The organism is Bacillus sp. LH1 (genome assembly GCF_057924895.1).
This window is the reverse complement of record NZ_CM175007.1, coordinates 2,087,289-2,100,498: the sequence shown is the minus strand read 5'-3', so window position 1 is coordinate 2,100,498 and position 13,210 is coordinate 2,087,289. Positions and strand designations below refer to the sequence as shown.

At 36.4% G+C, this 13,210-nt stretch carries 10 protein-coding genes; 6 read left to right on the top strand and 4 right to left on the bottom strand.

The features are described 5' to 3' along the window. Window position 1 precedes the first annotated feature (1 nt). The 3 genes from narJ to ACX9TM_RS11050 are packed head-to-tail and all read right to left on the bottom strand — an operon-like array spanning window position 2 to window position 5,700. Window positions 2-532 (bottom strand): nitrate reductase molybdenum cofactor assembly chaperone, encoded by a 531-nt coding sequence (narJ, locus tag ACX9TM_RS11060; protein WP_000814216.1) that lies wholly within the window; start codon window positions 530-532, stop codon window positions 2-4. Window positions 533-551: 19 nt separating this feature from the next. Then, window positions 552-2,027, bottom strand: coding sequence for a nitrate reductase subunit beta (narH, locus tag ACX9TM_RS11055; RefSeq protein ID WP_065382201.1), 1,476 nt, complete (start codon window positions 2,025-2,027; stop codon window positions 552-554). Continuing rightward, window positions 2,017-5,700 carry a nitrate reductase subunit alpha gene (locus tag ACX9TM_RS11050; RefSeq protein ID WP_065382200.1) on the bottom strand — a complete coding sequence of 1,228 codons (3,684 nt, stop codon included), beginning with the start codon at window positions 5,698-5,700 and terminating at the stop codon, window positions 2,017-2,019. Before ACX9TM_RS11050 ends, narH begins: the two co-directional genes overlap by 11 nt. A gap of 504 nt (window positions 5,701-6,204) precedes the next feature. On the opposite strand from ACX9TM_RS11050, the gene ACX9TM_RS11045 reads away from it, so the two are divergent. The 3 genes from ACX9TM_RS11045 to ACX9TM_RS11035 are packed head-to-tail and all read left to right on the top strand — an operon-like array spanning window position 6,205 to window position 10,606. Beyond that, entirely contained in the window at window positions 6,205-7,167 is a 963-nt protein-coding gene (locus ACX9TM_RS11045) for an AAA family ATPase (protein WP_001135810.1), read from the top strand. Then, entirely contained in the window at window positions 7,167-8,381 is a 1,215-nt protein-coding gene (locus ACX9TM_RS11040; RefSeq protein ID WP_000827536.1) for a DUF58 domain-containing protein, read from the top strand. The genes ACX9TM_RS11045 and ACX9TM_RS11040 overlap by 1 nt, the downstream gene beginning before the upstream one ends. Continuing rightward, window positions 8,378-10,606: a transglutaminase TgpA family protein gene (locus tag ACX9TM_RS11035; protein ID WP_065211622.1), complete on the top strand. Its 2,229-nt coding sequence runs from the start codon at window positions 8,378-8,380 to the stop codon at window positions 10,604-10,606. The genes ACX9TM_RS11040 and ACX9TM_RS11035 overlap by 4 nt, the downstream gene beginning before the upstream one ends. Window positions 10,607-10,689: 83 nt before the next feature. On the opposite strand, the gene bsaA is transcribed toward ACX9TM_RS11035, so the two are convergent. Next, window positions 10,690-11,172, bottom strand: coding sequence for a glutathione peroxidase (bsaA, locus tag ACX9TM_RS11030; protein ID WP_000219440.1), 483 nt, complete (start codon window positions 11,170-11,172; stop codon window positions 10,690-10,692). Between the two features lie 224 nt (window positions 11,173-11,396). On the opposite strand from bsaA, the gene ACX9TM_RS11025 reads away from it, so the two are divergent. From ACX9TM_RS11025 to ACX9TM_RS11015, 3 genes are all read left to right on the top strand, one after another. Continuing rightward, window positions 11,397-11,606, top strand: a complete 210-nt coding sequence (locus tag ACX9TM_RS11025) for a DUF3925 domain-containing protein (RefSeq protein ID WP_000844985.1) — start codon at window positions 11,397-11,399, stop codon at window positions 11,604-11,606. 95 nt (window positions 11,607-11,701) lie between these two features. Continuing rightward, window positions 11,702-12,673 carry an MBL fold metallo-hydrolase gene (locus tag ACX9TM_RS11020; RefSeq protein ID WP_000754964.1) on the top strand — a complete coding sequence of 324 codons (972 nt, stop codon included), beginning with the start codon at window positions 11,702-11,704 and terminating at the stop codon, window positions 12,671-12,673. A gap of 85 nt (window positions 12,674-12,758) precedes the next feature. Then, window positions 12,759-13,193 carry a hypothetical protein gene (locus tag ACX9TM_RS11015; RefSeq protein ID WP_001170914.1) on the top strand — a complete coding sequence of 145 codons (435 nt, stop codon included), beginning with the start codon at window positions 12,759-12,761 and terminating at the stop codon, window positions 13,191-13,193. Window positions 13,194-13,210 lie beyond the last annotated feature (17 nt).

Here is a 13,210-nt window from a genome sequence, read left to right as displayed (position 1 = left end):
TCTAATTTGTCTGTACACCCCATGTATCGATAGCGAGTAGAACAGCCGCAAGAATTGGTTCATACATACTACCTGCTTCTTTTAACTGAACGTGTAATGCTTGTATGTTTTCCTTGTATTTACTCATAATTGGTTCACTGTCTTGCTCATTTGCATTTGCAAAAAACTCAAGCAATAGCGGTAAATAATCAGGTAATTCTTTATCTGTTACTTCAAAACCTGATTTTTTATAATGCTGTTTTAACTCCAGTAATTCAATACCTCTTTCTCTTTGTTCACCAGTGTTCATATAAGTAAGATACATATTTGTTTTCTTACCAAAATCGAATGTATATACGTAACTATCAATCAATTGATCATTCGTTTTATTTAGCGCTTGTTTTATAAATGTTGCAAGTGAAGCTTTAACATCGTCCTGTTCAATCGCTTCAATCTCTTCTAGTAATTCAGTTAAAGCTTCCCTCCACCCTAGTTCAGGATAGGAGAGAAGGAATGAAGAACAAGAAAAAGCAGTTTGTAAACTTTGTTTCATATTTTTCTGCCCCCTTTATTTAAGAAATTGTCATACAAGAGCCTGGACCACCTGCGAATGCTAAACCACAGCTTCCTTGTTCACTATATAAATCTGCAACTTGTTCTCTGTGAGATGTCGGGATAACAAAACGATCTTTATATTTTGCGATAGCAAGAAGACGATACATATCTTCTACATCCTGTTTCGTTAAGCCAAGTTCTTTTAATACAGCTTCATTTGGTTCTTTATTAATTTGCATTGCTCTCATATGCGTTCGCATAACAGCCATTTTTTTCAATGTAAGACGAATATGTGATTCATCTCCTGCAGTGAGTAAATTCGCTAAATATTGAATTGGAATACGCATATTATCAATAGCAGGGAAAATCTCTTCTGCTTGCCAGTTACTACCTTTTCCCTCCACCATATTCATAATTGGGCTAAGCGGCGGGATATACCAAACCATTGGCATTGTACGATACTCTGGGTGAAGAGGTAGAGCAATTTTCCAATCGATAATCATTTTATAGATTGGTGACTGTTGTGCCGCTTTAATCCATTCTTCAGGAATGCCTTGTTTTTTCGCTTCAGCTGCCACTTCTGGATCATTTGGATCTAGGAAAACAGTAAGCTGAGATTCATATAAATCTTTTTCGTCTTCAACAGACGCTGCTTCTTTTACTTTATCAGCGTCATATAGCATTACCCCAATATATCTGATACGTCCTACACATGTTTCTGAACAAATTGTTGGCATACCAGCCTCAATACGTGGGAAACACATTGTACATTTTTCAGCTTTATTCGTTTGCCAGTTAAAATACACTTTTTTATATGGACAAGATGATACGCAGAATCTCCAAGCACGACATGCATTTTGATCCACAAGTACAATCCCGTCTTCTTCACGTTTATACATTGCACCAGATGGACAAGATGATACGCACGATGGATTCATACAATGTTCGCATATGCGTGGTAAATACATCATAAAGACGTTTTCAAAATCTGTTTTAATTTCTTCTTCCATTTTCTTTACGTTCGGATCTTGTAATCCTGTTATATGTCCGCCTGCTAAATCGTCCTCCCAGTTTGGACCCCATTCAATTTTGTCGATAAATTCGCCTGTAATTGCTGATTTCGGACGAGCAACTGGTTGATGTTTACGCTGTGGGCTATTTGTTAATGTTTCATAATCATAATTCCAAGGTTCAAAGTAATCATCAATTGTTGGTTGATCTGGATTGTGGAAAATGTTCATAAGACGTTTCATTTTCGAACCAGATTTCAGCTGAATTTCACCATTTTTCAATTCCCAGCCGCCTTTATATTTATCCTGATCTTCCCATTGTTTCGGGTAACCAATTCCAGGTTTTGTTTCTACGTTATTGAAGTACATATATTCAGCACCTGGACGATTTGTCCAGGTGTTTTTGCACGTTACGCTACAAGTATGGCAGCCGATGCATTTATCTAGGTTCATTACCATTCCGACTTGTGCTTTAATCTTCAAGCCAATCTACCTCCTTCAGTTTGCGAATTACAACGTTTAAATCGCGCTGGTTCCCAGTCGGACCATAATAGTTAAATCCATAACTTAATTGACCGTATCCACCAATCATATGTGTCGGTTTTACGTGAATTCGAGTTGGACTATTATGTGTTCCCCCGCGGTTACTTGTTAATTTCGTACCAGGTACGTTAATGTGACGATCTTGCGCATGGTGCATAAATGCCATTCCTCTCGGTATACGATGCGTTACAACAGCACGCGCTACAACAACACCGTTACGATTAAAGCACTCAATCCAATCATTATCTGCAACACCCGCTTCAGCAGCGTCCTCTTTATTCATCCAAACAGTTGGACCACCTCTAAATAGCGTTAACATCGGTAATGAATCGAAGTACATACTATGAATCGACCACTTATTATGCGGTGTTAAATAGTTTAGTGTAATCTCTTTCCCTTCTACTTCGGGCCGTGATTTACGGAACGGTTTATGTTGCAGAATTGGTTTAAATGTTGCCATCGTTTCACCAAATTCTTTCATCATGTCATGGTCTAAGTAGAAAGATTGTCGACCAGTTATCGTTCTCCAAGGGATAAGACGTTCCACATTTGTTGTAAATGGTGAGTAACGGCGTCCACCTTTTTCAGAACCTGTAAAGGCTGGAGAAGTAATTACTGTTTTTGGCTGTGCTGTAATTTGTTCAAATGTGAAGCATTCTTCTTCACGTTCTTCTGCTAAATCACGTAGTTTTAAATCCGTTTGTTTTTCAAGTGCTTCCCATGCTTTTACAGCCATATGACCATTTGTTGTAGAAGAAAGTGTTAATACTGCCTCAGCAGCATTTATTGCTTCTTTAATGTCTGGGCAACCTTTCGCAATAGTATCCGTTCGAACAACTCCTAATTTGCTCTTTAATTGCTCATACTCTTTTTCTGCTGACCAAGAGATCCCTTTCGTACCAATCGGTTGTTTTCCGGCATTTGGTCCAAGTGCTGTCATTTTGTCATAAATCGTTTTATAATCCCTTTCAACAACATGAATTTGTGGCATCGTTTTACCCGGGATTGGTTCACATTCACCTTTACTCCAATCTTTAATCTTGCCAAGTGGTTGCGCTAATTCTTGCGGTGTATCATGAAGAAGTGGTGTTGCAACAACTTCTTTCATTGGTTCAAGATCTATTTTCTTTGCTAAATCTGACACAGCTTTAGAAAGTGAAGTGAAAATATTCCAGTCAGAGCGTGCTTCCCACGGTGAACCGATTGCTGGATTAAAAGGATGCACAAATGGATGCATATCTGTACTACTTAAATCATGTTTTTCGTACCAAGTTGAAGCTGGTAATACGATATCAGAATACAGTGCTGTTCCAGCCATACGGAAATCTAAATTAATGAGTAAATCAAGCTTCCCTTCTGGCGCTTCTTCATGCCACTTAATTTCTTCTGGTCGTAATGAATCACTGTCGTCATTCATTAACCCGTTTGTTGTACCTAATAAATGTTTTAAGAAATATTCATGTCCTTTACCGGAACTTGAAATTAAGTTCGCACGCCATACGAATAAGTTGCGCGGGAAGTTGTTTTTGTTATCTGGATCTTCAATCGCAAATTTCAGTTCTTTTTCTTTTAATTTTTGTGCAACATATTTTCCGATTTCTTCTTGCGTTGTTGCACCAGCAGCAACAGCCTCCTTATATAATTCAATTCCATTTCTCTCAAATGTCGGATAAGAAGGTAACCAGCCAAGTCGTGCAGCTAATACGTTGTAATCACCATGATGTTGATAACGAGAGTTTCCTTCCACTGGTGATGCTAAATGTCCAACAGGTGTATCTTCATAACGCCATTGATCTGTTACGAAATAGAAGAAGGATGTACCATTTTGTAATTTCGGTGGCCCTTGCCAATCTTTTGCCATCGCGATTGTTTGCCACCCTTCCGCTGGTCGTAATTTTTCTTGACCAACGTAATGCGCCCAACCACCGCCGTTTACTCCTTGTGCTCCGACGAGAAGTACAAGATTTAAAACTGCGCGATAAATCGTATCTGAGTTAAACCAATGGTTAATACCAGCTCCGACAATAATCATTGAGCGACCGTTCGTATCCACAGCATTTTGTGCGAACTCACGAGCGATTTGAATGATTAGCTCTCGTTTCACTCCTGTTATTTTCTCTTGCCATGCAGGTGTAAATGGTACATCATCATTGAAGTCTTTCTGTTCTTGTCCGCCGAGCCCTCGGTTCACACCGTAATTTGCTAACGTTAAGTCGTATACAGTTGTAACGAACACTTCGCCTTCTTCTGTCATAACCTTTTTCACTGGAATTGTACATTCTAATACTTTGTTTCCATCATCAGAGAAGTACGGAATTTGTACAGTTCCAATCGATTCTTCCATTCCAAGTAAAGAAAGACGTGGATCAATCTTTTCACCTGTTTCTTCATCTTCTAAACGCAAGTTCCATTTCTTTTCGTTATCCCAACGTGAGCCCATTGTGCCATGAGGTGTTGCAAAATCATTCGTGTTCTCGTTCCAAAGAACAGGTTTCCATTCTCCTAACTTCGTTTCGCGTCCAATATCAGCAGCGTTTAAGAAACGATCAGCAACGAATTGATCTCCTTTTTGTTTCAATGTGACAAAGAAAGGAAAATCAGTATATTGCTTCGCATACTTTGTGAAATATTCCACTTGATTATCTACGTAAAACTCTTGTAAAATCACATGCCCCATTGCCATCGCAAGTGCACCATCTGTACCTTGTTTCACACTAATCCAATCATCCGCAAACTTTGTAGATTCAGCGAAGTCAGGACTGACAGAAACGACTTTCGTTCCTTTATATCGAACCTCTGCTAAAAAGTGAGCATCTGGTGTTCTCGTCATCGGTACATTTGAACCCCATGTCATAATGTAACCAGAGTTATACCAGTCACTACTTTCTGGTACATCTGTTTGATCACCCCAAATTTGCGGAGAAGCTGGTGGTAAATCTGCGTACCAATCATAGAAACTAAGCATTGGTCCACCCATAAGTTGCATAAAGCGACTACCAGCTGCATGACTTAACATCGACATAGCTGGAATTGGTGAAAAGCCAACATTTCGATCTGGCCCGTATTTAATTACTGTATAAAGTAGAGAAGCTGAAACGAGTTGTAATACTTCATCCCAATTCGCACGAATAAATCCACCTTTACCACGCGCCTGCTTATACTTACATGCTTTTTCAGGGTTTTCCACAATACTTTTCCAAGCATCTAGTGGTGACTCGTTATTTTTTAGTTCCTCTTGCCACATACTCCATAGAACACCACGTACATACGGATATTTCACACGAAGTGGACTATAGATATACCAAGAAAAACTTGCTCCACGTGGACATCCTCGTGGTTCAAAATCTGGCATATCAGGACCTGTCGTTGGATAATTAAGCTCCTGCCCTTCCCAAGTTACAATTCCATCTTTCACATATATATTCCAACTGCATGAACCAGTACAGTTCACACCGTGTGTAGAGCGGATTACTTTATCATGTTGCCATCTCTTTCTGTACACATTTTCCCATTCGCGATCTTCATATGTTTCTTGTGTATGATTATCGTTATATCGATCTATTGGTGAAAAATATTTTAAACGTCTCATTAGTGCTGAAGGTTTTTTCTTCATACTGTTCACTCCTTTAATACGTCTCTCTTACATACCCTTACTATAAGAGAAGTTGTAAAATGCAGATGTGACATTTCGCACAGTTCAAGAGATTGTCAAAAATTCAGTAGAAAATAAGTTTGTGAGAAAACCTTTTGTTCCGTTGTAAAGGTTATGGTTAATCGTAATTATTAGGAGAATAGTATTTTGAGGTATCGACTATTTTGCAAAAGAAAAAGAGTTTTGATATTATTTCAAAACTGCCATAAGGAAAAGAGTATAAATTGTATGTAAAAATATTTTTCCCAATGTTATTATTTTATATCGAGTCTTATTTTACATAAAACTACAAATCATTATTTACTGTATTGCCCTTAGTTACGGAAACAATTATACTAGATGTAATTGAAATAAATAATCTGAATATTCTCAGAATTTAAGTTAGACCTTTACTATCTACATATAGAATTAGAAATATGTCCACTAAATTGATTAGAAAACGATAATAACATTAGGAGGATTACGATGCCCCAGCTTGATTCATTACATCCCACTGTAGAAAAAATAATCAATAATATTGAAAAAATAATGGTCGGAAAACGAAAAGAAACAATCTTAGCTTTGACAGCTCTCTTAGCTGAAGGTCATGTGCTATTAGAAGATGTTCCTGGTGTCGGGAAAACAATGCTAGTACGTGCTCTTTCTAAATCCATTGATGCTGATTATAAGCGAATTCAATTTACACCTGATTTATTGCCGTCAGATGTAACAGGAGTTTCTATTTATAATCCGAAAGAGCTCCAATTTGAGTTCAAGCCTGGACCAATTATGGGGAATTTTGTACTTGCTGATGAAATTAATCGTACATCTCCAAAGACACAATCTGCTTTACTTGAATGTATGGAAGAAGGCAATATTACAATAGATGGCATTACAAGACCTTTACCAAAACCGTTCTTTGTCATGGCTACACAAAATCCGGTCGAATATGAAGGAACATATTCTCTACCAGAAGCTCAGCTCGATCGTTTCTTATTGAAACTAAAAATGGGATATCCTACACCAGAGGAAGAATTTGAAATTTTAAACCGGATGGAAAAAACAAATCCACTCTCTCAATTACAAACCATTACTACAATACAAGAATTACTTTATTTACAACAAAGCGTACGGGTAGTAAGTATGGACAAAGCAATTAAGCATTACATTGTAAAGCTTGTTAATCAGACTCGTACGTACAGTTCTATACAGTTAGGTGCAAGTCCACGTGGCTCGATTGCTTTAATGAAAGCTTCACAAGCTTATGCATTTATCCATGGCAGGAATTATGTTATTCCAGACGATGTTAAATTTTTAGCTCCTTACGTTTTAGCACATAGACTCATTCTAAAAATGGAAGCAAAATTTGAAGGAATAACTGGCGAACAAGTTATCGCAAAAATCGTTGCACGAACTACCGTGCCTACTCAAAGGACGATGAACCCTTGATGAAACGAATGCTGCGAGCGCTATATCACGTTATGAAGTTATTGCTACTCCCTTTATGCCTAGTCTTAACATTTATGTACGCTATGTTTCAAGGCGGGTTTGTCAGTTGGTTTTTGTTTTACAGCATAATTCCCATTGCTCTTTATTCGCTACTACTCCCCTTCTACGCTTTACGGGACGCTGAAGTAAAACGAATAACAAACCAAAATGGATATGTAGTAGGAGAACAATTTGTAAGCACGATTACAATAAAAAGAAAACTTCCTTTCCCCTTACTTTATTTAGTTATAGAAGATGAACTGCCACCACAATTTATAAGTTGTAAACAAACAAAGATGAATAAGGTAGTACTCTTCCCAGGATTGAAACGAAATATTTCGTTTCAATATGTTATTGACACAATCCCTAGAGGCGAGCACACTTTTTCAAGCGTTCGTGTCAAAACTGGCGATTTATTCGGTATGATAGAGAAAGAAGTAACTTTTTCAGTTCCAGATACATTTTTAGTCTATCCCCAGTATGTAGATATAGCATATCGACAATTGGAAAATCATTTCGAACAAGGAGCGCTTTCAGCAAATATAAATTCAGCAAAAGACTCTACAATCTCTGTCGGTGTCAGAGACTATAAACCTGGTGATCGCTTTTCATGGATTGATTGGAAAGCAACTGCACGAACAAACAATATTATGACAAAAGAGTTTGAACAGCAGCGCAGCCATAATGTCATGATATTCATAGACAGAACTGAGTCTCCTCTATTCGAATCAGTCGTCACATTTACTGCCTCTATCGTAAGGGCTGTCTTGAAACAAAATTCACCAGCATCATTCGTGTCTATCGGAAAAGAACAAACTATCTTCCCTTTAGACAATGGAGATACGCAGTTACAACAAATCCTTTGTCATTTAGCAAAAGTGCAAGCAGACAGTGTATTCCCGCTCTCCCAGAGTGTAGACATGGAACTAAGAAAAATTTATGAGCCCGTCACGGTTATACTCGTGACCAGTAATCTTTCTCCCGATATTCAAAAGGCGGCTGATTGTGCTGCTATAAAAAATAGAAAATGTATGGTTTTTGTCGTGAAAGAAAAAGCGAATCAACTTTCACACCGAGAAATCAGTATAATAGAAACTCTAAAAAAACGACAAATATTTGTAAACACGGTTTATGAAAACCGGTATACAAACGTGTTTTTTGAGGTGAGCAAATGATAACATTACAAACAAAATACAAGTGGGATACGAACAGATTCTTTATGCATGCATGTGTATTTCTTCTTTTACTAGAATGGCTAAGACCTCTTATAGGCATTACAAATGTAGGTAGATTAGATATTTTCGTAACATTTATAGGAATTTGCTTCGCTCTCTCTTTTTTTCAGACGAGGTGGCAGATTCCAATAAAAATTGTCACAGTCCTATTTATCATTCATTCCCTATATTATAAAAATGCTTTTATAAATCCATCTTGGCTAACAACATTCTTTTCTGATATGTCTCGAAATTCCTCCCTATTTTTCCAAGGGAATTTACTAGATATTTCTCCAGTTTTTCCGACGGTTTTATTTTTTCTCTCATTTTGGTTTTTGAGTTCTTTCACTTCATTTTGGATTATTCATAAAAAACGTGGGTTTCTATTTCTTGTATTGACTATTATTTATATCGCAACTTTTCATAACTTACATTTATACAATGCAAACTACGCTATTATTCGAACTGTTGTCATCGGATTTTTTATGCTTAGTCTTCTTCAAGTAGAACGAATAAAAGAGCGTGAACACTTACAAAATTATGCTAGGGAAATCTCAAAATTACTTAGACCACTTACAATATTTATTGTATTATTAGTAACCATCGCATACTTTGCTCCAAAATTTGGCCCTCAATGGCCAAACCCAATGGATTTTTTAAAATTCAACACATCTGAAGCAAGTAAAGAACAAAAAGTTTCTACAATTGGGTATGGTTTAGATGACTCGCGATTAGGTGGTCCTTTTAAGGCGGATCCTACAATTGTTTTCACAGCACGAACGCAAAACAAACACTATTGGAGAGTAGAAACAAAAGATTTCTATACAGGAAAAGGCTGGGGAATTTCTGAAAATCCGAAAAAGATTTCTTTTAAAAATAAAAACGACGTCGTAAGCTGGTACGAACAAAATACAAAAACGGAAACGACTGAGGCAACAATTACCATGCAAAAAAGTTACCCTCACCTTACCTATCCAGCAGGATTAGTATCAGTTGAGGCTTCTTCTGATGTATCATACAGTGTTGACCCGTTTTCAGAAAAAATTTATACAATGAATGAAGACTCTTCTACTACTTTACATTCGTATAAAGTAACATATGAGATCCCTGAGTTTTCCATAGAAAACTTGAAAGCTGTAAAAACAAATGAAGGTCAAGAAACAAACCCTTATTTTATGACAAAGTACACACAACTTCCCGAGTCATTACCACAGCGCGTAAAAGACTTGGCTGTCAATCTTACAAATGATAAAGACAACCGATATGATAAAGTATTAGCTATTGAAAATTACTTCACAGACAACTCTTTTACATACGAATCAACGAATGTCTTATTCCCTGCCAAAAGCCAAGATTATGTAGATCAATTCCTTTTCGATACAAAAAGCGGCTACTGTAATAATTTTTCGACGTCTATGATTGTACTACTTCGTTCTGCCGGGATTCCTGCTCGCTGGGTAAAAGGCTATACAGAAGGAACTCTTGACAATACACTTGCCTCTGCAGAAGGTGCGGATGTTTATACAATCACGAACGATAACGCACACTCTTGGGTCGAAGTATATTTCCCAGGATACGGATGGATTCCATTCGAACCAACAAAAGGATTTACCAATCCCTATAATTTTATAAATAATACGCCTGCTCCTATTTCACAAAATAGCGAAGCAAATAATTCTAATAACGAGCAAATACAACAACGAAATAATGAAGCAAAACTTAAAAGTTTAATAGAAAATACAGAAGAAGCTTCTACTAAAAAGGTCACAAATTCTAAAACTAGTTTTTCTTGGTGGTACGTATTCCTCTCTACGATACTAATTAGTATTATAGGATACATTCTCTTCACCACTAGAATGAACTGGATGACATTTCTTATTATTCATTTCTATAAATACCGAAAAAATGATGCTGTTTATCAAAAAGCTTACGGTGCACTTTTAAAACAATTTGCGAGAATTGGCATACCACGGAGTGAAAGTCAAACATTCCGAGAATACGCTCTCCATATCGATACACTTTACAACTCGGCCGATATGCAACAACTTACTGCCAGTTATGAGAACGCTATGTATAAACAGGAGCAGGCTGCAGAAGAATGGAAGAAATCTGTACACTTATGGGAAGTGCTTATGAAAAAAGCAGCTTCTCTACCTAAATCAGATGGCTTTGATACAGTTATTTAATCTTGAAAATGTGAGTTTAAAGAAAACGTCTCAAAGAACTACATTGTTCTTTGAGACGTTTTTTAATAAAGTGAAACTCCTAATTATTCTCCAAGCACCTTCTCAATCTCAACCTCTAAATCTACCGGCTTCGTCTGCGGAGCAAAACGCCCTACTACTTTCCCGTCTTTTCCGATTAAAAACTTTGTAAAATTCCATTTCACTGCTTTCATACCAAGTAAACCTGGTGCTTGTTCTGTCATGTATGTATATAGAGGGTGAGCCTTATCACCTTTCACATCAACCTTTGCAAACATCGGGAAGTTTACACCGTAGTTTAATTCACAAAAACTAGTAATGTCCGCTTCTGTACCTGGTTCTTGTCCCCCGAATTGGTTACAAGGAAATCCGAGTATTTCGAGTCCTTGGTCTTTATATTTATCATATACCTCTTGTAATCCTTTATATTGTGGTGTGAAACCACATTTGCTAGCTACATTGACAATAAGAAGTGCTTTTCCTTTGTAATCTTTTAACGATTTTTCTTCACCTGTAATTGTTTTAGCTGAAAAATCATAAACTGTCATTGTCTTTGCCCCTCTCTTCACTATCATTCTATGTTTATACTATACTACATTCGTGAATATACAGCTCTTATTACGTACTTATAAGTTGTAATGATAGCGCTTTATTTCTGTTCGAAAATTCGACACAAACTACTAGACTTTTATGATGGAAAGTTTTACAATTGAATTGTGAACAAAATGTGACAGTTTATATTCCATTATAAAAGAAAAGGATGGTGTTCATTATGAAAACTGCACAACATGAAACGATTTCAAATCGCGAGTTTTATTTCGTACTATATATGATGTTATTGTATGTTACTGGCTGGGTAATCGATGTAAATGGTTTATTCTTAAGCTCCTACTTTAATTTAGCAGGAGAGATTATGCTTCCATTAGTAGGCGGGATTGTTGGACTGTTCATTATGTCTGTTAATAAACAACAAACGAAATAATAATATTACAAAAAGGCAGAAGACGAGCTTCGTTTTCTGCCTTTTTTCTATTTTAGCGTATAATAAAAACATGCAGTATATAAGGAGTGGTAACTATGAAAAAAGTAGAGCAATTATCTTCTCACCTATATCTTATTGATGATTTCGATTTACAGCATAATGAACGAACAGGTACGTACGTTTTATTAGGTGACGATATTACTTTAATTGAAACTTGTGCAGCCCCTTCTCTTCCGTATATTTTAGACGGCTTACAACAATTACATATTGATTTAAACGATGTTAAAAACATTATCGTTACACATGTGCATTTAGATCACGCTGGCGCAGCTGGTTTAATGATGGAAAAGTGCCCAAATGCTACGTTATATGTGCATTCTCGTGGTGCTCGTCATATGATTGATCCAACAAAACTTATTTTAGGTGCAAAAGCTGTCTACAAAGAAGATTTCGATAAACTCTTTGACCCAATTCTTCCAATTGAAGAAGAACGTGTTCATATTGTACAACATGGTGATATGTTAAAAATTGCAAAAGACCGCACCCTTACATTTTATGATACACCAGGACATGCGAAGCACCATATTAGCATTCACGATTCATTAACAAACGGGATTTTTACTGGTGATACAATTGGAATTTATTATAGAGAACTCGCAGACGTTGATGTAGAGTTATATCTACCATCAACGTCCCCTTCACAATTCCAACCAGATGCGATGATTGCTTCTAAAAATCACATTCAAAGCATGAATGTAGATACTATTTATTTCGGTCATTACGGCGCATCCTCTCATGTTACAGAAGTATACAATCAATTGGAACATTGGCTACCTATTTTCGTTCAGACTGGTAAGGAAGTCTTTGACAAGTATAATGATTTCGATGAAGCGACTAAAGCTTTACAAACTTTGTTAATGGATAAAATCTCTTCTCATCTTACAAAGTTAAACGTTCCATCAGATCATTCCGTTTATAATATTTTACATTTAGATATAGAAATTAGCGCAATGGGCATTATTGATTATTTCACGAAGCAAGAAAAAGCAAACTCCACTATTAACTAACAGTAAAAGAAGAGATATACAACAGTAGTTATTGTATATCTCTTCTTTTTTTGAATATATTTTGAGTAAAGGATGGTGGAATATAATGCAAAAATTGATGCTATACCTCTGCTTCACATTATTTATCGTCTTATTATTATTTGTAGGAGTAAAAATTCAATTTTATTTAGATACAGATGCACAAGTGAACTTTAACGTTTATCCAAGATTATTCTACTTTACACTCTTCCCTCTTATAGTTGGCATTTTATTACGATTCCTTCAATCTATTAATCGCGAAACGAGTAAACAAAACTGGAGCTTTCAACCGGATAAATTTATTGCTATTACAGTGCCTACACTATTCATTTCCTTTTCCCCAGCACTACTCTTTTCACCACTTGCCGAATACCTACCTTATTTAGTTAATATTATTCTAATAAATACAACTTTTGTTACGATTATTAGTTTAATAGCTGGTTATTCCCTTTTAGATTGTTTTATACAAAAGGACAATGCAACGATGAAAAAATATAATTGAATGCTCTATTTAATCGT

Excerpts from the sequence above, each read along its gene's own strand:
- narJ (WP_000814216.1), bottom strand. The coding sequence starts at position 532 with ATGAAACAAAGTTTACAAACTGCTTTTTCTTGTTCTTCATTCCTTCTC.
- ACX9TM_RS11050 (WP_065382200.1), bottom strand. The coding sequence starts at position 5,700 with ATGAAGAAAAAACCTTCAGCACTAATGAGACGTTTAAAATATTTTTCA.
- ACX9TM_RS11045 (WP_001135810.1), top strand. The coding sequence starts at position 6,205 with ATGCCCCAGCTTGATTCATTACATCCCACTGTAGAAAAAATAATCAAT.
- ACX9TM_RS11040 (WP_000827536.1), top strand. The coding sequence starts at position 7,167 with ATGAAACGAATGCTGCGAGCGCTATATCACGTTATGAAGTTATTGCTA.
- ACX9TM_RS11035 (WP_065211622.1), top strand. The coding sequence starts at position 8,378 with ATGATAACATTACAAACAAAATACAAGTGGGATACGAACAGATTCTTT.
- bsaA (WP_000219440.1), bottom strand. The coding sequence starts at position 11,172 with ATGACAGTTTATGATTTTTCAGCTAAAACAATTACAGGTGAAGAAAAA.
- ACX9TM_RS11025 (WP_000844985.1), top strand. The coding sequence starts at position 11,397 with ATGAAAACTGCACAACATGAAACGATTTCAAATCGCGAGTTTTATTTC.
- ACX9TM_RS11020 (WP_000754964.1), top strand. The coding sequence starts at position 11,702 with ATGAAAAAAGTAGAGCAATTATCTTCTCACCTATATCTTATTGATGAT.
- ACX9TM_RS11015 (WP_001170914.1), top strand. The coding sequence starts at position 12,759 with ATGCAAAAATTGATGCTATACCTCTGCTTCACATTATTTATCGTCTTA.